Raw genomic sequence first — 18,937 nt, forward strand, 5'->3', positions numbered from 1 at the left:
TTCCGCAGGCCGCTCCCTGTGGGATACGCCACGCCCGGACGGTGGCGCCCAGGCCTGGCCCGGTATACATGCACGGACGCGGGCCCGCAGGTCAGGGGCGGATCCGCACGATCCGACGGCTGACGTCGGGGTGCGGCGGGCGTGTGTCATCAGCACCCCTGAGGACCAGGTATTATTTTCGAGTCAGCAGGCGCCGTTAGCTCAGTTGGTTAGAGCAGCTGACTCTTAATCAGCGGGTCCGGGGTTCGAGTCCCTGACGGCGCACAGACACCACAGTGGGCGGTCTCCTTCCGGGGAGACCGCCCACTGTGCTTCGTGCAGCGCTGGATCAGAACTTCACGTCGGAGCACGCGTAGAACGCGTTGCTGGTGTCGGCGACGTTCCAGACGGCCAGGATGATGTGCTTCCCGGACTTCTGGGTGGGCATCGTGCCCTGGTGCGTCAGCGTCGCCGGCGGCTGCTGGTTGCCGTACGGCACCGTCATGAAGGGCTGCGATTCCAGGGCCGCCCTGGTCAGCGGCTTGGTGGAGTCCCAGCCGTTCTTGGTGATGTAGTAGCGGAAGTCGCTGGTGGAGTGCCGGGCGGTGAACTGCCAGCGGAAGCTGTAGCCCTGCCCCGCGGTGACCTGGGTGGCGGGCCAGTTGCCGCCGCGCGGGTCGTCGAGCTGAGCGAAACCGCTGTTCCCGCCGGCGCAGATCTTGCCGTCCGCCGGTCCTGCCGCCGGGAAGCCCTTGGGGCCCTCGACGCTCTGCGGTTCCCACTGGATGTTGCCGCAGCCGGTGACGGTGCCGTTGGCACAGAGCTTCTGCCGGCTGATGGGGGAATCCGTGTAGCCGTGGCTGCTGGCGCTGCTGGTCGCGAACATGGAGACGCCCGCTATCGCCAGGCCGATGACGGCCGCGCTTGCCCTTTTCCGCATGCTGTGTCGCTCCTCGAGAACGTGGGGGATGTTCTGGGGATGATCCGAACTGTGCTGCGCGCCTCGCTGTGCGGTCTAGACCAAGTCCAGATTATTGACGCGGCATGAACATGTCCAGACCAATGTGGATCGGGTTTCAGCGCACCCTCCGGTGCAAGCGGAGGCGCTCAGGCCCCTTCCCCGCCGCTGCGGCCGGTGTAGAACGCCACCGTCAGATCCCTGACCAGGGCCTTGTGTTCGTAGGCGTCGAGCTCGACGATGCCGCGTGCGGTCAGCCGGCCGACCGTGTCGTCCACCGCAGCGACGACGGAGGTCAGCACCTCGTCCCGGTGCTTCGCGTCGATGGCCGCCACCCGGCGCCGCTGCATCGCGGCCGCGACCTCGGGGGCGTACTCGATCCCGGTGGGCTGCGCGGAGTAGACCTCGATGCCCACGGGCACGCAGTCCGCCTTCACCAAGCGGGTCAGCGCGTCACCCACCGCCTCCGCGTCGCGCAGGGTGCGGGTGTCCTCGTGGAAGGCGTCGGCAGGCAGCTGCGAGAGGACCCGGGCCAGCGCCGCCTCCACCTGGTCGCGCAGGTACCGCTCGTGGTCCGCCACTCCGAGCGTGGCCCGCGCGGTGTCCCTCACCCGCCATACGACGAGGACCACGGCCCGCAGCGCGGTACCGCTCGCGTCCACGGCGGACAGCGGCTCGCTGCGCCAGTGCCGCAGGCGTACGTCGATGCGGCGGCGCCGCAGGATCGGGGAGATCCAGAGGAGGCCGGCGCGCCGGACGCTGCCCCGGTAGTCACCGAAGAGCGTCAGCACCGAGGCGTGTCCGGACCGGCCCCGTCCGAGGCCGCAGAGCACGAACAGCGCCACCGCCATCACGAGGGCGAGCAGCGCCCAGGTCCCGGTGCCGATGCGGTCGTACGGCCGTGCCCCGAGTCCGAGCCGGCCGGTCACGTCGGTGGGCAGCGCGCCGTGCCACCACAGCGTGGCGAGTCCGGCCGCCACCCCGGCCGTCGCGGTGAACAGCGCGGCCCAGCCCGGCAGTACGGGCCCGGGCCGCTCGGTGAGCCGGGGGTCGGCGAGGGGCGCCGGCCGGGTGGGCGCCTGCGTCCGGCGGGACTGCGGCAGGGGCGCACGGCGCTCATCGGACCGCGGGGCGGTGCCGGCCCCCGCACCGGCGGGGCTGTCGCCCTGGTCGTCGTCGCGGAAGAGCAGGTGTACGGGGATGGGCGCGGTGGTCTCGGTGGTGATGACGGGCTGCCGGCGCCCGGCCCCCCACCAGGCGACCGGGTCCGCGGCACCGACGGTGAGCGTGACCGGGGCACGCTCCTCTCCTTCGGCCGGCCGGAACCGGCCGGGCTCGGGCTTCCGGAGATCCAACGGCCATTCCTCCTGGGCGGCCGGAGCGGGCACCTGGCCGGTGTCCTGGTCCGCCGGGGCGGGCGCCGCCCCGGTGTCCGCCCCGACGACCGCTTCCGGAACGGACGGCAGAAGACGCGTCTCCGGCTCCGCCTCCAAGGGCTCGGTGCCACGCACCGGCTCGGAGCCGAGCCACGGCTCCAGGTCCAGGTCGAGGTCCGGGCCCCTCGGGCCGAACGCCGGCTGCGGCACCGGCTCCATGCCCAGCCCCGGCCCCAGGTCCAGGTCCACCGGAACACCCACGCCGTCCGCCGGTACCGCCCGCCCCACCACGGCGACGGCGTCCAGGGCCGGCCCCAGATCCGCCGGGATGTCGTCCTCCACCGCCGCCGGCACGTCCACCGCGGGAGCCGTGGCCGCGTCCGCCCCGCCCCCGGCCGGCTCCGCCGACGGCTCCGGAACCACCGGCGGCAGCACCTCGACGGGCGCCTCTCCCTGCGCGTCCCCCACGCCGGGACCGGGGACGATCACCCGCGTGTCCCGCTCGCCCAGCTCGTCCCACTCGCCCCGTACGTTCTCCGTTGACCGCATTCCCGCCTCCGTCATGTCCGTTCCGTCGCTTCACCCGTCACGCGAAGAGCCGTCGCCATGTCTCCGGCCCCGGATATCCGTCGGCCGCGCTCCCGCTCCAGCCCTGGGCGCGCTGGAACGCCTGGACGTTGCGGCGGTCCGCCTCCGTCCAGCGCGGGCCGGGGCCGGTCACGTAATGGGTGCCGTATCCCTTCTTCACCAGCCGGTCGCCGAGCTGTTCGACGTGGCTGTTGGACTGCCCCGGCCGGAAGAAGCTCTTCCCGGGGTACGCCACGGCTCCGCCCGTGGTCCCGCCGGACCCGGCGGCGGGGATCCTGTGGCCGGTGCCCTTGAGGAGCAGACTCCAGGTGCCAGGGCCGGGGATGCCGTCCGCTTCCTTGCCCTTCCACCCCTGCGCCAGCTGGAACGCCTGGGTCGCGCGCTTGTCCGCGTCGCTCCAGCGCGGCCCCGCGCCCTCCTTGTAGAAGCGCTTGCCGCCCTGCGCGATGAGCAGCTGTCCGAGCCGGGTCACATGCGCGTTGTCGGCACCGGGACCGAACTTCCCAGCGCCGGGGAACGCGGTGGTGGCCGAGCCGCTGCCGCTCGCGCCGCTGACGATGCCCTTGTAGCGGTAGGCCACGTACTTCGAGGAGTTGCTCCAGTACGCCATCGGCGTCGTCGCCTTCCGCGCGTTCGGGCGGGTCTGCTCGTACGCGAGGTAGTGACTGTGCGTGTGGTCGGTCCAGCCGCCGAAGACCGTGACGTGCGACCCCACCGCGGGGTCGGCCAGGTTGTGGAAGAGGAGGATGTCGCCGGGCTCCAGGTCGGCCCTGGCGATCTTCGTCCCGAAGGTGGCGAGGCTGCCGGTCCACTCGTTGCTGCCGAGGTCCCACGCCATCGACACGAAGCCGGAGCAGTCCTGCCGGTAGCCGTCCGACCAGTACGCCGCCATGTCGTAGGGGACCTTCGCCGTCACCCATTTCTTGGCGCGGTTGATGATCTCGGTCCGCGTCGTCGTGCGCGACGCCGTGTCCGGGGCGGAGGGCGGCCCGGAGGACCCCCCGTTGCCCAGGGGCCCCACCGGGCCCTGAGGGGTGACCGGCTGGGGGTCGGTCACCGTGCCGCCGCGGGCGTCCCGTCCGGCAGCGGTGGCGGCGGCCTGACCTGCACCGCAGGCCAGGACCACCCCCGCCGCGGTGACCAGCACCAGCGCCCGCCGCGCGCCGTGCGCGGCCGGGTGGCCGCCGTGGCGTACGGGCAGTGCGGAGGCCGTACGGCGACGTCGCGCGCAGCCCGGACAGCCACAGTCGGCGGCGGGTTCGTACTCCTCGAAGACCGGCACAGTCATGCGACTCCTCTTCCCCTCGGCATTCGTCCAGATCTTCCGTATCTCAACTTTCCCGACATATCTCATGGTGACGGATTAAAGAGACAAAACGACCGTCCGACAGGCCGTACCGGAGAGGAATTGGTCGGGAGCACTCCAGGACATCGGGTAAAGTTCTTCAGGTCAGCAGGCGCCGTTAGCTCAGTTGGTTAGAGCAGCTGACTCTTAATCAGCGGGTCCGGGGTTCGAGTCCCTGACGGCGCACGCAACAGCGAGGCCTCCTCACCGAGTGTGAGGGGGCCTCGCTCGCGTTTCCCTCCAGCTCGTAAGCGCCCCCGGGGCGCCTTTCGTCACCTCCGTGCGCCTCCTTCACGGTATTCCCTCAAATCACACGTATGGCGGGTAAACAGCCCGTTTCCCCCTTGCGCTCAAGCCGCATAGTCGGACAACCTGACCGGGTGTCGTCCGAGGGATCCACGGATCTCCCGGCCGGGGGGAGCAGCGAACGGCATGTGCGCGGAGTGGGGACTCCGCCGTCGTACGCACGGAGAGAAAGCACGCAGAGCTTTGCGTGCGGGGGGATGACCATGACGTCGACGCCGTCAGGCGACCGGCAGCACCACGACGCCGCCCACACGGTCCAGCTGCGGCCGCCTCCGCAGCCGCGCGCCGACAGACCCGGGCGGCAGACGAAGAAGGCCCTGCCGCGCTACGACTACGAGCACTACAGCCGGCTCGCCGGGCCTCTGACCCAGCCCGATCCCGACCGGCCGTATACGGTGCGCTACCGCTCGCTCCTCTCGCAGGAGACCCACCGGATACGCGCGGCCCTGCTGCTGGGCGCCGCGCCGCTCGTCTCGCTGGGCCTCTTCGCCTGGCTCATGCAGCCCGAGCACTGGACGGAACGTGACCCGAACCTCGAGAACGACACGCTGCTCGTCCTCGACATGGTGATGCTGGTGTCGATCGGGCTGATCGAGCTCTTCCGCACCATGAACGTCCTGTCGAACGCGCACGCCACGCTGGTGGCCCGCGACCCGGTGCCCGTCATACCGGAGAGCGGCACGAAGGTCGCCTTCCTCACCTCCTTCGTCCCGGGCAAGGAGCCCCTGGAGATGGTGACGAAGACGCTCGAGGCCGCCGTGCGGATCCGGCACCGCGGCCAGATGCACGTCTGGCTGCTCGACGAGGGCGACGACCCCGCCGTGAAGGAGGTCTGCCTCCGCCTCGGCGTGCACCACTTCTCCCGCAAGGGCGTCGCCCACTGGAACCAGGCCAAGGGCCCGCACCGGGCGAAGACGAAGCACGGCAACTACAACGCCTGGCTCGACGCGCACGGTGACGCGTACGACTTCTTCGCCTCGGTCGACACCGACCACATCCCGCTCCCCAACTACCTGGAGCGGATGCTCGGTTACTTCCGCGACCCGGACATCGGCTTCGTCATCGGCCCGCAGGTCTACGGCAACTACGACACCTTCGTCACGAAGGCCGCCGAGTCCCAGCAGTTCCTCTTCCACGCACTGATCCAGCGCGCGGGCAACCACTACGGCGCCCCGATGTTCGTGGGCACCAGCAACGCCGTACGGATCTCGGCGCTCAAGCAGATCGGCGGCCTCTACGACTCGATCACCGAGGACATGGCCACCGGCTTCGAGATCCACCGCCACCGCAACCCGCTGACCGGCAGGAAGTGGCGCTCGGTCTACACCCCGGACGTCCTGGCGGTCGGCGAGGGCCCGACCGCGTGGACCGACTTCTTCACCCAGCAGCTGCGCTGGTCCCGGGGGACGTACGAGACGATCCTCAAGCAGTACTGGAAAGGCTGGTTCTCGCTCCCGCCCGGCAAGCTCTTCAACTACACGATGATGATCATCTTCTACCCGATGTCGGCCCTGAACTGGATCCTGGCCGCCCTCAGCTGCGCCCTCTTCCTCGGCATGGGCGCCTCCGGTGTCCAGATCGACCCGGTGATCTGGATGATGCTGTACGGCAACGCCTCGGCGCTCCAGATCGGCCTCTACATCTGGAACCGCCGCCACAACGTCTCACCGCACGAGCCCGAGGGCTCCGGCGGCCTCGCCGGTATGGCGATGTCCGCGCTCTCCGCGCCGATCTACGCCCGCTCGCTGATGGACGCGGTGCTGCGCCGCAAGAGCTCGTTCGTGGTGACGCCCAAGGGTGACTCGTCCAGCCCGGACACCCTTTTCGGCACCTTCCGCATCCACCTCTTCTTCATCCTGGTCTTCGGCGGTTCGATCGCCGCTTCGTTCGTCCTCGGGCACAGCCACCCGGCGATGCTGACGTGGGCCTGTCTGGCGCTGCTCATCACCGCCGCGCCCCTCATCGGCTGGCGGTACACGATCCGCGCCGAGCGGAGGAAGCGCCGCGGCGGGCCCCCCGCACCGGCACCCGAGCCCGCGCCGCGGACCGGGTCCACCCGGGCGGGGAACGAAGACACCGTGCAGATCGCTCTTGGGGGACGTCACACATGAAGTACCGTCCGAGCCGCCGTACCCGCCGCCTGGCGATCAGTACGGCGGCGGTTCTGGCGCTCGCCGGGGCGAACGGGCCGTGGGTGTACCGCTTCGGCACCGAGCGCTACCACGAGTACGCCGTCAACCAGCAGGATTACAAGGCGGAGAACGGCCACTGGGACTTCCTCGACGTCCCCTCCGAATTCCGGATCAACACGATCCACGCCGCCTTGCTGCACACCGGCAAGGTGCTGCTCGTCGCGGGCTCCGGAAACAACCAGAGGAACTTCGACGCGAAGAGCTTCCGGTCGGTGCTGTGGGACCCGGAGGAGAACAGCTACAAGAACATCCCCACGCCGAAGGACATGTTCTGCGCCGGTCACACCCAACTGCCGGACGGGAAGCTCCTCATAGCCGGCGGCACGAAACGGTACGAGAAACTGGAGGGCGACGTCACCAGGGCCGGCGGCCTGATGATCGTCCACAACGAGGACCCGGACAAGCCGGTCACCCTGCCGGCGGGCACCCGCTTCACCGGACGGGAGAACGGCAAGTCGTTCGTCTCCAAGGACCCGGTGCTGGTGGAGAAGGCCACCAAGGTCTTCGACGAGGAGACCGGCGCATTCCTGCGTAACGAGCCGGGGCTCGGCCGGATCTACGTCGAGGCGCAGAAGTCCGGGACGGAGTACGAGACGGGCACCGAGGACAACTACCGGGTCTCGGGGCTCTCCGGCTCCGACAGCCGCAACGTCTACGGGATCGCCCAGAAGCTCGCCCTCGACAAGAAGGACTTCCAGGGCCTCAAGGAAGCCTACGAGTTCGACCCGGTGGCCGAGAAGTACATCAGCGTCGACCCGATGAACGAGGCCCGCTGGTATCCGACGCTCACCACCCTGGAGGACGGCAAGGTCCTCTCCCTCTCCGGGCTGGACGAGATCGGGCAGATCGTGCCGGGCAAGGACGAGATCTACGACCCGGAGACCAAGAAGTGGGAGTACACCGGCATCGTCCGGAAGTTCCCCACCTATCCCGCCGTCTTCCTCATGAACAACGGCAAGCTCTTCTACTCAGGCTCGAACGCCGGTTACGGTCCCGCGGACGTGGGCCGCGATCCGGGCGTCTGGGACCTGGAGTCCAACACCTTCGAGAAGATCCCCGGGCTCAGCGACCCGGACAAGATGGAGACCTCGGCGACCGTACGGCTGCCTCCCGCCCAGGACGAGAAGTACATGGTGATCGGCGGGGGCGGTGTCGGCGAGTCCGAGAGGTCCAGCGAGAAGTCACGGCTGGTCGACCTGACGAAGGACGACCCGCGCTTCACGGACGGCGCCAGCCTCTCCGAGGGCACCCGCTACCCCAGCGCCTCCCTCCTCCCGGACGACTCCCTGCTGGTCACCGGTGGCTCCAGCGACTACCGGGGACGCGGCGGTTCGGACGTGCTGCAGGCCCGGCTGTACGACGCGAAGTCGGACACCTACCAGCGGGTCGCGGATCCGGCGGTGGGCCGCAACTATCACTCGGGGTCCGTGCTCCTCCCCGACGGCAGGGTCATGATCTTCGGCTCGGACTCGCTGTACGCTGACGAGGCGAACACGCGGCCCGGCACGTTCGAGCAGCGCATCGAGATCTACACGCCCCGGAGCTGACGGCCGGCCCCGAGCGGATCTCCCGTGGCGGCACTGGGTTGTTCACGACCCAGCACGCCTCGTCGATCACCTCGGCGAAGCTGATGCGCCCCAGCGCCGTCACCCACGTCACGGACACGGACCAGCGGTCGATCGCCCTGGATCTGGAGAAGTCCGCCGACGGCATCACCGTGACCGTCCCGGAGAACCGGGCCCTGGTCCCGTCCGGCTGGTACATGCTCTTCGTCACCGACGCCGACGGCACACCGTCGGAGGGCATGTGGGTGGAGATCCCCTAGAGGACGGGACGCGTCGTGGGAAGGGGCCCGCCTGACGAAGGGCCGCGGGACCCGCCGGGCTACTTCGTGGCGCGGGCCAGGCCCAGCGCGTACTCCGGCCACCAGTCGCCGGCCTTCGGGCCGCCCTTGCAGTCGCCGTCCGACTCCCCCGGACGCTTGACCCAGAGGTACGCGTCCACCAGCTCGTCGCCCGTCTCCGTCGTCGGGGGCTCACCGAGTGCGCGGCCCGGGGGGTTGCACCAGTTCTCCGCGGGGTCGCCCCCGTCGTACGCGCCGTTGCCGTTACGGCTGGTGTCGATCACGAACGGCTTGCCGCCCACCTTCGCGGAGAGCTGTCTGCCGAATTCCGTGCTGGCCGCCGTCGTCTGGAAGTTGGACACGTTCACCGCGAAGCCGTCCGCCTCGGCGATTCCCGCCCGCTGCAACGGCTCGAACAGCGCGTCGGGCGACTGCCACCCCGCGTTGCCCGCGTCCACGTACACGGTGGTCGCCGGCTGCTGCTTCAGGCGCTCGACCGCGCCCTTCAGCAGGTCGTACCGCTCCTCCTGGAACTCCTGCGGCGTGCACCCGTCCACCAGGTGCAGGAGGGCGTCCGGCTCCAGGATCACCGTGGCCCGGCGGTCGCCGATGCCCTTGGCGACACCGTCCAGCCATGCCCGGTACGCGTCGCCGTCGGCCGCCCCGCCCTTCGAGAACTGACCGCAGTCCCGGTGCGGGATGTTGTAGAGGACGAGCAGCGCGTCCCGGTCGGCCTTCTCGGCCGCCTCGGTGAAGCCCTTCGCCGCCTCCTGCGGATTCTCGGGGCCGATCCACTCCCCCACGGGCTGCTCCGCGATCTTCCGGATCAGCTCGGCGTTCCCCTTCTCGCCGTCCTTCACATAGGACGCGACCTGCCGCGCGGCGTTCCCGTCGGGGTTGACCCAGTACGGATCGTCGCCCTCGGGCTGCCGGCCGACCGCGGCCGGCGCGTCCTTCGCTCCGTCGTCGGACGAGCCGTCGCCGGACGAGGAACACCCGGCCAGCAGCAGAACCACGAGCGCCCCGGCCGCCGCACTCGCCATCCGTCCGGTGTAACTGCCGTACATCCGTTCCCCCTTGTCGCGATGCACTGCCCGGTCGAATCCATCCTGGCACAGCGGTCCGGGCCCCGGCCGCTCCCGCCCGGATCCGGACATCCTGCCGAAAAACACTCCGGGTGCGGGGCGTGGTCGGCCTACGGTGTCGTGCCGGTGCGAACGACCCGACCTCCCGCGTCGTGCCCGGGTCACTCCCGCGGTCCGGGCGCCGTGGCAGAGGACCGGCCCGGCCGGCGGCTCCGAGGGGGAGCGGGCGCCGACCGGGCCAGGTTGCCTTTCAGGCGCGGCTCTTCGAGCCGTCCTTCTCCACGCTCTTCTCCGCCGTCAGATAGGCGGAGACCACGACGTTGGCCGTGTACGCATGGGACGTGTGGTCGTACGTACCGCCGCAGGTGATCAGACGGAGCTCCGCCCGTCCGTCCTCACGGGGCCCGTACGCCTTCTGCGCGTCAAAGCGTTCGCGGGTGAAGACCTGGACGTCGTCGATGGTGAATTCGGCGATCTTCCCGTCGGACCGGCTCACCCGGACCTTCTCGCCCGGTCTCGCGGCGCTGAGCCCGTAGAAGACGGCCGGCTTCGTCTCGGTGTCGACATGGCCGACGAAGAGCGCGGCGCCCTTCGTGCCGGGCTCGGTGCCCTCGGCGTACCAGCCGACGGCACCCGGCGTCTCGAACGGCGGGGGCTCGATCGCCCCTTCGTCGTCCAGCCCGCGGCTCACGAGGTCCGCGTCGATCCCGATGGAGGGGATCTCGACCCGCTGCGGCGTGGCACCGTCCAGCGGGTCGTGAGCCGGGGGCAGCGGTACACCCAGGGGGCGGCCTACCGCCGCGACGTCACCGGTCGTCGGGGCGGAGTTGCCCGCGGTGGCCGCACGGCCCCACAGCCAGAGCCCCAGCAGCAGAACGGCCCACGCGACACCGGTCAGCAGCCGTCCGGTCCCGGCGGGACGGTCCGGGGCCGACATGTCAGTGCTGCGCCGGGCGGCGGCGTCGCGCGCTGCGGAACGCGACGGCGACGGCCGCGACGGCGCCCAGTCCGAGACCGAGCACCGCGTGCCGGGTCCCGGGGCCCTCGTCGGCGGCCTCCTCGGCGAGCACCGCGGTGCCTCCGCCGCCGGCCCTCACGGGGGCGACGGGCGAGGGGCGGCTGTGATGGACGACGGTGACCGTGCCGGTGGCCTTGCCGTGGCCGTCCTTGCAGGTCACCCAGACCTCGTAGTCGTCGGGTGCGGCGTCGGAGCGGATCCGGGCCTCGGCGACGAGCTCCTTGCCGTCACCCCGCTCGAAGCGCGCTTCGGAGGCGAAGGCCTCGGAGTTGCCCCGGGCCGACCTGCCCTTGCCGCAGGCGTCGGTCCGGAGTTCCACCTCCCCGCCGGGTGAGACACGGGACGGACTGACCGAGACCGTCCCGGAACGCTTCTCGTCCCTGGAGTCGTCGGACGTGGAATCGGCCTGCGCGGCGGACGCGGGAAGGGCTATCGTCCCGGCCACGATCGCGGCACAGAACGTGAGGGGCAGTGAACGCATCGTAAACCTCCTAGGGGAAGGTTCACGCGTGGGGCGGCATCCCGCATCCGCTGTAGCCCGGTCGGGTTACGGCACGGGCAGGTCGACCAGGTCGACGAGGTCCGCGATCGAGTCGACGACCGTGGAGGGCCGGAAGGGGTACCGGTCCATGTCGTCCTCCGTGGTCAGGCCGGTGAGGACCAGGAAGGTCTGCATCCCCGCCTCCAGACCGGCCAGCACGTCGGTGTCCATCCGGTCGCCGATCATGGCGGAGGTCTCGGAGTGGGCGCCGATGGCGTTGAGCCCGGTCCGCATCATCAGCGGGTTGGGCTTGCCCGCGAAGTACGGCGCCTTGCCGGTGGCCTTGGTGATCAGCGCGGCGACCGAGCCGGTAGCGGGCAGCGGGCCCTCTGCCGACGGGCCGGTCTCGTCCGGGTTGGTGCAGATGAAGCGGGCGCCTCCGTTGATCAGCCGGATCGCCTTGGTGAGGGCTTCGAAGCTGTAGGTCCGGGTCTCTCCCAGTACGACGTAATCGGGCTCGTGGTCGGTGAGGACGTAGCCGATGTCGTGCAGCGCGGTGGTGAGCCCGGCCTCGCCGATGACGTACGCCGTGCCGCGCGGCCGCTGGTCGTCCAGGAACTGGGCGGTGGCCAGGGCGGAGGTCCAGATATTCTCCACGGGCACGTCCAGACCCATGCGCTTGAGCCGCGCGTGCAGGTCACGGGCGGTGTAGATGGAGTTGTTGGTGAGGACCAGGAACGGCAGCCCGGAGTCCCGCAGCCGCTTGATGAAGGCGTCGGCCCCGGGGATCGGTGTGCCCTCGTGGATGAGGACACCGTCCATGTCGGTCAGCCAGGATTCGATCGGCTTGCGCTCTGCCATGTGACGGGCTCCTGCCGTACGCACTGTGCACTCGGGGTGCCGGACGCCGGCGGCACCGCGTTGTGCAGCGCCGACGCCCCGATCCTAGGCCGCACGCTCCGTCGGGCGGAAGCGACCGGACGCGAGCAGCCGATCTTGGCCGGCATCCCGCCCTCGACGCACTCGCCCGCGGGGAGCCCCAGGTCAGTCCCGTGCGCGGCGGATCCTGCGTGCGCCCGCCAGGGCTGCCACACCGCCGGCGAGCAGCACACCGGCAGCGATTCCGGCCGCGGCGGCCTGGCCCTCATGCCCGGTGCGGGCCAGTTCGGAGGTCTCCGTGTCGCTCTCCTCGCCGGCGTCCTTCCCCGGGCCGGTGGGCTCCAGGTCGGTACCACCGTCGAGGTCTCCCTCGACGACGTCGAAGGTGTAGTCCTCCGACTCCCCCACCCAGTCCCCGTCGTCGCCGCGCTGCTCCACCGCCGCCAGCCGCTGCACGACGGCCGCGTTGGCCGTGACCCGTCCGGGCTCGGTGTCCGAGGTGAAGGCCATCCGGACCTGGACGGTGACGGTGCCCCCCGCGGGCACGGTGAAGCCGGGGAAGTCGTCGTCCTCGCCGCTGCCGAAGACCCCGATCTGCTCGTGCCGTTCCGTGGTCTCCCAGGAGACGCGGTGCCGCGTGTCCGGGTCGGACTCCTCGGAGAACTCCAGCTGGATCCGGGCGGGGGTGAGCGTGCGGTCCTCGTCGGTGAGCACCAGCACCGGGTGGATGGCACGGCACGGCTCGGCCGTGGTGTTGGTGAGGTCGAGGTACCAGATGCCGTAGCCGCCGCCGGAGGCGTAGGTGTCCGGGCCGCCGTGGATCCGGGTCTCGATCGGGAAGCGCTCGGCGTCCGGCTCACCGCAGACGGGCTGCCGGTCGTCGGCGACGACCGAGGTGGGGGCCACCGGTGCCGCGTCCGCCTGGGTTCCGCCGAGGAGGACCGCGGGTACGGCGAATCCGGCCGCCAGCCCGAACGTCCCGAGGGTGGAGAAGACACGGCCGTCGCGCGGCCGTGCGGGGGGTTTGGGGGGCATGGGAGAAACACCCTTCGCTGCTCGCGAACGACCGGCGCGGGAGGCCGGCTGCCGGGGACGACGCTGCCACGCGCGCGCGTGGGCGGCCACCGCCGTACGGGCGGTACCGCCCGTACGGGCGTCGGAAACCGCCCGATCAGCCCTGCCCGGACCGCTCTTCGGCCTCGCCCGCCCGGCCGAAGAGCGGCGCCAGGACCAGCTGGGCGGCCCCTTCGGCGACGGGCCGGTCGCCGCCGCCGGCCACGGTGACGGGCACGGCGGCGGTGACTCCCTCGCGCCGGGCACGCTCCTCGACGACGGCGCGCACCCCGCTCAGGTAGGCGTCCTCGTCGGCGGCGACGGTACGGCCGCCGAGGACGACCCGGTCGATGTCGAGCAGCCCGACGAGGTTGGCGGCGCCCGCCCCGAGGACCCTGGCGGCCTCCGCGATGTCGCCGCGGGCGGCGGCGGCCAGGCAGAGCGCCTCGATGCAGCCGCGCCCGCCGCAGCCGCACGGGGGGCCGTCCAGCTGGAGGGTCTGGTGGCCGAACTCTCCGGCGCCGGTACGGGCCCCTCGGTGCAGGGTGCCGCCGAGGACGAGGCCGGCGCCGAGGCCGGTGCCCAGGTGGAGGTAGGCGAAGTCGGCGTCGGCGCGTTCGCGCAGGGCGAGGCCGAGGGCGGCGGCGTTGGTGTCCTTGTCGACGACGACGGGCAGTCCGGTGCGTCCGGCGAGGGCGTCGCGCAGCGGGTATCCGTCCCACTGGGGGAAGCCGGTGACCCGGTGCAGCACTCCGCCCCGGTGGTCCAGGGGGCCCGGCAGGGCGGCGCCCACGCCGAAGACCTGCCGGTCCTCGGCCCCAGGGGCCGCTGCCCGTACCGTCTGCACCGCATGGGCGGCCGTGGCGAGGACCTCGGCGGCCGGGGCTCCGAGGTCGAGCGGGAAGGTGCGGGTGGCGACCGTGGTGCCGGCGAGGTCGGCCAGGACGGCGGTGAGTTCGTCGCGGTCCAGGTGGAGGCCGACGGCGTAGCCGGCGTCCGGGACCAGCCTGAGGACGGTGCGGGGCTTGCCGCCCGTGGAGGCGAGCCGGCCGGCTTCGGCGGCCAGGCCCTCCGCGCGGAGCCTGGCGGTGATCTTGCTGACGGCCTGCGGGGTGAGCCCGGTGCGCTCGGCGAGCTCCAGCCGGCTGATGCCCTGCTCACCGGCGACGCGCAGCAGGTCGAGGACGAGCGACGCGTTGTGGTGGCGCAGCGCCGGGAGATTCGCCCCGCCGCTCCTGCTGTTGCTCCTGTTCACCGCACCATTGTCTCCATCGCTTGCACTTTGGCAACAGCGTTGCTTAAGTGGATCGCATGACTGCCAACGCTCCTCTCCGCGTCGGGCTCGTCGGCTACGGCCTGGCGGGTTCCGTCTTCCACGCCCCGCTGGTCGCCGCGACCGACGGCCTCGTCCTCGACACGGTCGTCACGTCGAACGAGGAGCGGCAGGCGCAGGCCCGCGCCGAGTTCCCCGGCGTGCGGTTCGCGGCCTCGCCCGACGAGCTGTGGCCGCGCGCGGAAGAGCTGGACCTGATCGTGATCGCCTCGCCGAACAAGACGCACGTCCCGCTCGCGCGGGCGGCGCTGGAGGCGGGGATGGCGGTGGTCGTGGACAAGCCGCTCGCCGGCACGGCCGCCGAGGCCCGTGAGCTGGCCGCGCTGGCCGAGGAGCGGGGGCTGCTGCTCTCGGTCTTCCAGAACCGCCGCTGGGACAACGACTTCCTCACGCTGACCGGCCTGATCGAGGAGGGCGAGCTCGGTGAGGTGCAGCGCTTCGAGTCCCGCTTCGAGCGGTGGCGTCCGCAGCTGAAGGGCGGCTGGCGCGAGTCGGGCGACCCGGAGGAGATCGGCGGGCTGCTGTACGACCTGGGCAGCCATGTCGTCGACCAGGCGCTCACGCTGTTCGGGCCCGCGGTGCAGGTCTACGCGGAGTCCGACGTACGCCGCCCGGGCGCGGCGGCCGACGACGACACCTTCATCGCGATCACGCACCGCAACGGCGTGCGCTCGCACCTCTACATGAGCGCCACCACGGCCCAGCTCGGCCCGCGATTCCGGGTGCTCGGCTCAAAGGCGGGCTATGTGAAGTACGGTCTGGACCCGCAGGAGGCCGCACTGCGCGAGGGAGCGCGCCCGGCGGCCGGCGCGCCGTGGGGCGAGGAGCCGGAGGAGCTGTGGGGCCGGGTCGGTTCCGGTGAGTCCCCGCAGACCGGCGGCGGCGACCCGGTCCGCACGCTGCCGGGCGACTATCCCGCGTACTACGCCGCCGTGGCCTCGGCCCTGCGCGGCAAGGGTGACAACCCGGTGACGGCTCTGCAGGCCGCCGCCGCACTGGATGTCCTGGAGGCGGCGCGGCGCTCGGCCCGTGAGGGCGTGTCCGTGACGCTTCTGCCCCACCACGACGAGGAGCAGCACGCATGAGCCCCAGCGCTCCGACCATCTCCGAGCTGATCGCGCAGGAGCGGCGTCTGACGCTGCCGCGTTTCGGCTACGACGACGCGTACGCGCTGGGCGGCCTGCTGGTCGCGCTGGCCCGTGAGCGGCACGCCCCGGTCGCGATCGACATCCGGCGGGGCGGCCAGCAGCTGTTCCACGCCGCGCTGCCGGGTTCGAGTGCGGACAACGACGCCTGGATCGACCGTAAGCGGAAGGTGGTGGAGCGGTACGGGGAGAGCTCCTACCTGGTCGGTACGCGGTTCCGGGCGAAGGGCACCACGTTCGAGGAGTCCTCGCGGCTGGACCCGGACACGTACGCCGCGCACGGCGGTTCGTTCCCGATCGCGGTGGAGGGTGCCGGCGTGATCGGCTCGGTCACGGTGTCGGGACTGCCGCAGGCCGAGGACCACGCCCTGGTCGTGGAGGCCCTGGAGCAGTTCGCGACGCGCCCGCAGTCCTGACAGCGGTGCGGGGCGGGCCCGCCGGGATCACCCGGCGGACCCGCCCCGCACCCATTCCCTAGGCGTCCTTGAGCTCCTGGCGCTGGCGCCCCAGTCCCTCGATCTCGAGCTCCACCACGTCGCCCGCCCGGAGATACGGCTTGGGCTCGGGCCGGCCCATGGCGACGCCCGCCGGGGTGCCGGTGTTGATGACGTCGCCCGGGTAGAGCGTCATGAAGTGGCTCAGATAGCGCACGACCTCACCGACCGGGAAGATCTGCTCGGCCGTGGTGCCGTCCTGCTTCAGCTCGCCGTTGACCCACAGCTTGAGCGGCAGTGCCTGCGGGTCGGGCACCTCGTCCGCCGTGACGAGCCAGGGGCCCAGCGGGTTGAAGGTCTCGCAGTTCTTGCCCTTGTCCCAGGTGCCGCCGCGCTCGATCTGGAACTCGCGCTCGGAGACGTCGTGCGAGGTCGCGTATCCGGCGACGTGTCCGAGCGCCTCCTCGGCGGAGTCGAGGTAGCGGGCGGTGCGGCCGATCACGACGGCGAGCTCGACCTCCCAGTCGGTCTTCCGGCTGCCGCGCGGCACCAGCACCGTGTCCTCGGGGCCGACGACGGTGTCGGGGGCCTTGAAGAACAGGATGGGCTCTTCGGGGATCGCCGCCCCGGTCTCGGCCGCGTGGTCGTGGTAGTTCAGCCCGATGCACACGATCTTGCCGATCCGCCCGAGAGGCGGTCCGACCCGCAGGCCTTCCGCGTCGAGCGGGGGCAGGACGTCGGGCGTCTGCGCCGCTTCCCGTACGCGTGCCAGTGCCGAGGCGTCGGCGAGGAGCTCGCCGTCGATGTCGGTGACGAGGCCCGAAAGGTCACGCAAAGTCCCGTTCCGGTCAAGCAGCGCGGGGCGTTCGGAGCCCGCCGTACCCACTCGAAGAAGCTTCAACGGTCCATCTCCCCTTGGTCGCGATCGAGCCCGTCGGTGGGTTGCGGCCAGCGAAAGGCTCGGTCGATCCTCCAAGACATCGGATCACTCCGCAAGACCCTGTTCACACACTGGATCCGATGCGCCTACACGGCGGGCGCGACCGCGGCCTCGGTGGCCGGGGTCTCCCGGTAGAGGTAGGCGCGCTCGATCGCGGTCCAGGTGGTGCTCGTGACGATGTACAGAGCCGCCGCGAGCGGCACGTACGCGACGGAGACGAGGGTCAGGAAGGACATCAGCGGCATGACCTTCGTCATCGCGCCCATGCCGGGCACGGGCTGTCCGTCCGGGCCGGTGGCCGGCGTCATCGGGTTGGCGGCCATCTGCCGCTTGGTGCGTCCGTAGTTGAAGGTGGCGACGGCGGCGACGATCACGAAGAGTGCGAGGTAGACCATCCCCTGCTCGCCGAAGGGACCGCCGTCGGCCAGCGCGTCGTGCCAGCGCTCGCCGAGCGGGGCTCCGAAGAGTTCGTGGCCGAGCAGCGAGTTGGGGTCGCCGCCGATCCTCTGGCTGGAGAAGAGGTGGTAGAGCAGGAAGAAGGCGGGCATCTGGAGCAGGCTCGGGAGGCAGCCGGAGAGCGGGGAGACCTTCTCCTTCGCGTGGAGCTCCATGAGCGCCTTCTGCATCCGGTCGGGGTTCTTGGCGTGCTTCTTGCGCAGTTCGGCGATCTGCGGCTGGAGCTTGGTGCGGGCCTTCTGCCCGCGCGCCGCCGCCCGCGAGAGGGGGTGGACGGCGAGCCGTACGAGCGCGGTGAAGAGGACGATCGCGGCGGCGGTGGAGGCGCCCTGGAAGAGGGGCTGGAGCAGATCGGCGAATGCGCCGACCAGGCTCGCGAAAGCGGACATGAACGCGGACATGGGGTGAGCCCTCCGGGGGTCTCGTCGTGCCGGGGAGTGAATGACTCGGCAGGACGACCCGCGCAGGGGTGGTGGAAGTGTGTCCTCTACGCGGCCGTCAGGAGGGCGGCCCCGGGCGCTCGGGGCCTGGTGCGCCCCCGGGCGTCGGGGTCACGCTGCGGGAGGAACGCGGTGCGCTTCTCGCGGTCGCGCATGGCGGTGCGCACTCTCGTACGGGGTACGGGGGCGGCGCAGCGCGCGCTGATGACGGAGCAGACGAGGAGCGCCGAGCCGGCGGCCGCGGTGGCGGCGAGCGCGACGGCGGCGGAGAGGCTGCCGCCCTCGGCGAGGAGGACCTCGGTGAGGAACAGGACGAGGAAGGCGGCGGGGCGGAAGAGGCGGGCGACCGCACGGCGTACACGGTTCATGTCGTCGTTCATCGGCCCTCCCCCGTCGCTTCGCGCTCGTATGTGTCCTTCAGCCGTTATACACGATCGGTGTCCAGCGGCTGAAGGAGCCGGCGGGGGGCGAGGAGGGCGCGGCTGACGGGGTCGGCGGGGTCGGGGTCCAGTCCCGCACCGGGCCGCATCTCCACGTCCTCGAGCGGCACACCGATGTTCCCGCAGGCCGCGCACTGGCCGTACGCCCCGAGTTCGCTGTCGCAGGTGGCGTGGAAGAAGAGGCGCAGGGGCTCCGAGCCCTCGATGTGCTCACGGCCCCAGAGACCGAGGGAGCGCAGGGTGGGCCAGAGGGCCTTGCCTCTGTCGGTGAGGACGTACTCGTCGCGCCGAGGTGACTCCTGGTAGCGCCGCCTGGCCAGCACCCCGGCCTCGGTGAGCGCCTGGAGGCGGGAGGCGAGGACGGCGCGCGGGATGCCGAGGTGGGCGAGGAAGTCGTTGTAGCGGCGGACCCCGTAGAGGGCGTCGCGGACGACGAGCAGGGTCCAGCGCTCGCCGATCACTTCGAGCGCGCGGGCGATCGAGCACTGCTGGGCCGCGTAGTCCTTGCCGAGAGCCATGGCGTCCACTTTACCCCTTCGGTTCGGTGACCGAACCTACTCGTGCTAGCGTGGCCCCTCGGTAGGTTCATTCACCGAACCTTAGGCACGGACCTGGACCCCCGACGGGGCGGTCCCCGGAGGGACGT

At 71.3% G+C, this 18,937-nt stretch carries 16 protein-coding genes, 2 tRNA genes and 1 pseudogene; 6 read left to right on the top strand and 13 right to left on the bottom strand.

Annotated features, from left to right (window positions below; translation table 11 throughout):
- Positions 1-190 precede the first annotated feature (190 nt).
- Positions 191-264 (top strand) — tRNA-Lys (locus ACIBCU_RS05920).
- A 64-nt stretch (positions 265-328) separates the two neighbouring features.
- On the opposite strand, the gene ACIBCU_RS05925 is transcribed toward ACIBCU_RS05920, so the two are convergent.
- From ACIBCU_RS05925 to ACIBCU_RS05935, 3 genes are all read right to left on the bottom strand, one after another.
- Complete coding sequence (locus ACIBCU_RS05925) at positions 329-919, bottom strand: lytic polysaccharide monooxygenase (protein ID WP_362926853.1); 591 nt, start codon at positions 917-919, stop codon at positions 329-331.
- A gap of 167 nt (positions 920-1,086) precedes the next feature.
- Positions 1,087-2,862 carry an SPFH domain-containing protein gene (locus tag ACIBCU_RS05930; RefSeq protein ID WP_399229533.1) on the bottom strand — a complete coding sequence of 592 codons (1,776 nt, stop codon included), beginning with the start codon at positions 2,860-2,862 and terminating at the stop codon, positions 1,087-1,089.
- Between the two features lie 37 nt (positions 2,863-2,899).
- Entirely contained in the window at positions 2,900-4,189 is a 1,290-nt protein-coding gene (locus ACIBCU_RS05935; RefSeq protein ID WP_399229535.1) for a peptidoglycan-binding protein, read from the bottom strand.
- Positions 4,190-4,358: 169 nt separating this feature from the next.
- Here ACIBCU_RS05935 and ACIBCU_RS05940 point away from each other — a divergent pair.
- The 3 genes and pseudogenes from ACIBCU_RS05940 (at position 4,359) to ACIBCU_RS05950 (ending at position 8,569) form a co-directional block, all read left to right on the top strand.
- Positions 4,359-4,432: transfer RNA gene (locus ACIBCU_RS05940), tRNA-Lys, on the top strand.
- 323 nt (positions 4,433-4,755) lie between these two features.
- Complete coding sequence (locus ACIBCU_RS05945; RefSeq protein WP_399229537.1) at positions 4,756-6,663, top strand: glycosyltransferase family 2 protein; 1,908 nt, start codon at positions 4,756-4,758, stop codon at positions 6,661-6,663.
- A pseudogene (locus tag ACIBCU_RS05950) lies at positions 6,660-8,569 on the top strand (galactose oxidase-like domain-containing protein). The gene ACIBCU_RS05945 and the pseudogene ACIBCU_RS05950 overlap by 4 nt, the downstream one beginning before the upstream one ends.
- A gap of 59 nt (positions 8,570-8,628) precedes the next feature.
- On the opposite strand, the gene ACIBCU_RS05955 reads toward ACIBCU_RS05950, so the two are convergent.
- The 6 genes from ACIBCU_RS05955 to ACIBCU_RS05980 form a co-directional block, all read right to left on the bottom strand.
- Positions 8,629-9,654, bottom strand: a complete 1,026-nt coding sequence (locus ACIBCU_RS05955; RefSeq protein ID WP_399229539.1) for a glycoside hydrolase family 6 protein — start codon at positions 9,652-9,654, stop codon at positions 8,629-8,631.
- 268 nt (positions 9,655-9,922) lie between these two features.
- Positions 9,923-10,609, bottom strand: coding sequence for a class F sortase (locus ACIBCU_RS05960; protein WP_399229541.1), 687 nt, complete (start codon positions 10,607-10,609; stop codon positions 9,923-9,925).
- A gap of 1 nt (position 10,610) precedes the next feature.
- On the bottom strand, positions 10,611-11,171 hold the full coding sequence (locus ACIBCU_RS05965; protein ID WP_362926864.1) for a hypothetical protein: 561 nt from the start codon (positions 11,169-11,171) through the stop codon (positions 10,611-10,613).
- A 66-nt stretch (positions 11,172-11,237) separates the two neighbouring features.
- On the bottom strand, positions 11,238-12,032 hold the full coding sequence (locus tag ACIBCU_RS05970) for an HAD-IIA family hydrolase (RefSeq protein WP_362926866.1): 795 nt from the start codon (positions 12,030-12,032) through the stop codon (positions 11,238-11,240).
- Positions 12,033-12,215: 183 nt separating this feature from the next.
- Positions 12,216-13,085, bottom strand: coding sequence for a hypothetical protein (locus ACIBCU_RS05975; protein ID WP_399229544.1), 870 nt, complete (start codon positions 13,083-13,085; stop codon positions 12,216-12,218).
- Positions 13,086-13,221: 136 nt separating this feature from the next.
- Complete coding sequence (locus tag ACIBCU_RS05980; RefSeq protein WP_399229546.1) at positions 13,222-14,358, bottom strand: ROK family protein; 1,137 nt, start codon at positions 14,356-14,358, stop codon at positions 13,222-13,224.
- A gap of 56 nt (positions 14,359-14,414) precedes the next feature.
- Between ACIBCU_RS05980 and ACIBCU_RS05985 the strand changes: the two genes are divergently transcribed.
- Together ACIBCU_RS05985 and ACIBCU_RS05990 are read left to right on the top strand one after the other, a co-directional pair.
- On the top strand, positions 14,415-15,521 hold the full coding sequence (locus ACIBCU_RS05985; protein ID WP_399229549.1) for a Gfo/Idh/MocA family oxidoreductase: 1,107 nt from the start codon (positions 14,415-14,417) through the stop codon (positions 15,519-15,521).
- Positions 15,518-15,997 carry a heme-degrading domain-containing protein gene (locus tag ACIBCU_RS05990; RefSeq protein WP_362926873.1) on the top strand — a complete coding sequence of 160 codons (480 nt, stop codon included), beginning with the start codon at positions 15,518-15,520 and terminating at the stop codon, positions 15,995-15,997. The genes ACIBCU_RS05985 and ACIBCU_RS05990 overlap by 4 nt, the downstream gene beginning before the upstream one ends.
- Before the next feature lie 58 nt (positions 15,998-16,055).
- Here ACIBCU_RS05990 and ACIBCU_RS05995 read toward each other — a convergent pair whose 3' ends face one another.
- The 4 genes from ACIBCU_RS05995 to ACIBCU_RS06010 all read right to left on the bottom strand — a co-directional run bounded on the left by ACIBCU_RS05995 (position 16,056) and on the right by ACIBCU_RS06010 (position 18,809).
- Entirely contained in the window at positions 16,056-16,916 is an 861-nt protein-coding gene (locus tag ACIBCU_RS05995; protein ID WP_362926874.1) for a fumarylacetoacetate hydrolase family protein, read from the bottom strand.
- Positions 16,917-17,041: 125 nt separating this feature from the next.
- Positions 17,042-17,812 carry a YidC/Oxa1 family membrane protein insertase gene (locus tag ACIBCU_RS06000; protein WP_399229551.1) on the bottom strand — a complete coding sequence of 257 codons (771 nt, stop codon included), beginning with the start codon at positions 17,810-17,812 and terminating at the stop codon, positions 17,042-17,044.
- Between the two features lie 86 nt (positions 17,813-17,898).
- Entirely contained in the window at positions 17,899-18,231 is a 333-nt protein-coding gene (locus ACIBCU_RS06005; RefSeq protein WP_104786092.1) for a DUF6412 domain-containing protein, read from the bottom strand.
- A 44-nt stretch (positions 18,232-18,275) separates the two neighbouring features.
- Complete coding sequence (locus ACIBCU_RS06010) at positions 18,276-18,809, bottom strand: winged helix-turn-helix transcriptional regulator (RefSeq protein ID WP_399229554.1); 534 nt, start codon at positions 18,807-18,809, stop codon at positions 18,276-18,278.
- Positions 18,810-18,937: the final 128 nt, after the last annotated feature.

This window comes from Streptomyces sp. NPDC051064 (assembly GCF_044455985.1).
In the GTDB taxonomy this organism is placed as follows: Bacteria; Actinomycetota; Actinomycetes; order Streptomycetales; family Streptomycetaceae; genus Streptomyces.

Bases quoted from the DNA above. Each gene is read 5' to 3' on its own strand.
- ACIBCU_RS05925 (WP_362926853.1), bottom strand. From the start codon at position 919: ATGCGGAAAAGGGCAAGCGCGGCCGTCATCGGCCTGGCGATAGCGGGC.
- ACIBCU_RS05930 (WP_399229533.1), bottom strand. From the start codon at position 2,862: ATGCGGTCAACGGAGAACGTACGGGGCGAGTGGGACGAGCTGGGCGAG.
- ACIBCU_RS05935 (WP_399229535.1), bottom strand. From the start codon at position 4,189: ATGACTGTGCCGGTCTTCGAGGAGTACGAACCCGCCGCCGACTGTGGC.
- ACIBCU_RS05945 (WP_399229537.1), top strand. From the start codon at position 4,756: ATGACGTCGACGCCGTCAGGCGACCGGCAGCACCACGACGCCGCCCAC.
- ACIBCU_RS05955 (WP_399229539.1), bottom strand. From the start codon at position 9,654: ATGTACGGCAGTTACACCGGACGGATGGCGAGTGCGGCGGCCGGGGCG.
- ACIBCU_RS05960 (WP_399229541.1), bottom strand. From the start codon at position 10,609: ATGTCGGCCCCGGACCGTCCCGCCGGGACCGGACGGCTGCTGACCGGT.
- ACIBCU_RS05965 (WP_362926864.1), bottom strand. From the start codon at position 11,171: ATGCGTTCACTGCCCCTCACGTTCTGTGCCGCGATCGTGGCCGGGACG.
- ACIBCU_RS05970 (WP_362926866.1), bottom strand. From the start codon at position 12,032: ATGGCAGAGCGCAAGCCGATCGAATCCTGGCTGACCGACATGGACGGT.
- ACIBCU_RS05975 (WP_399229544.1), bottom strand. From the start codon at position 13,085: ATGCCCCCCAAACCCCCCGCACGGCCGCGCGACGGCCGTGTCTTCTCC.
- ACIBCU_RS05985 (WP_399229549.1), top strand. From the start codon at position 14,415: ATGACTGCCAACGCTCCTCTCCGCGTCGGGCTCGTCGGCTACGGCCTG.
- ACIBCU_RS05990 (WP_362926873.1), top strand. From the start codon at position 15,518: ATGAGCCCCAGCGCTCCGACCATCTCCGAGCTGATCGCGCAGGAGCGG.
- ACIBCU_RS06000 (WP_399229551.1), bottom strand. From the start codon at position 17,812: ATGTCCGCGTTCATGTCCGCTTTCGCGAGCCTGGTCGGCGCATTCGCC.
- ACIBCU_RS06005 (WP_104786092.1), bottom strand. From the start codon at position 18,231: ATGAACGACGACATGAACCGTGTACGCCGTGCGGTCGCCCGCCTCTTC.
- ACIBCU_RS06010 (WP_399229554.1), bottom strand. From the start codon at position 18,809: ATGGCTCTCGGCAAGGACTACGCGGCCCAGCAGTGCTCGATCGCCCGC.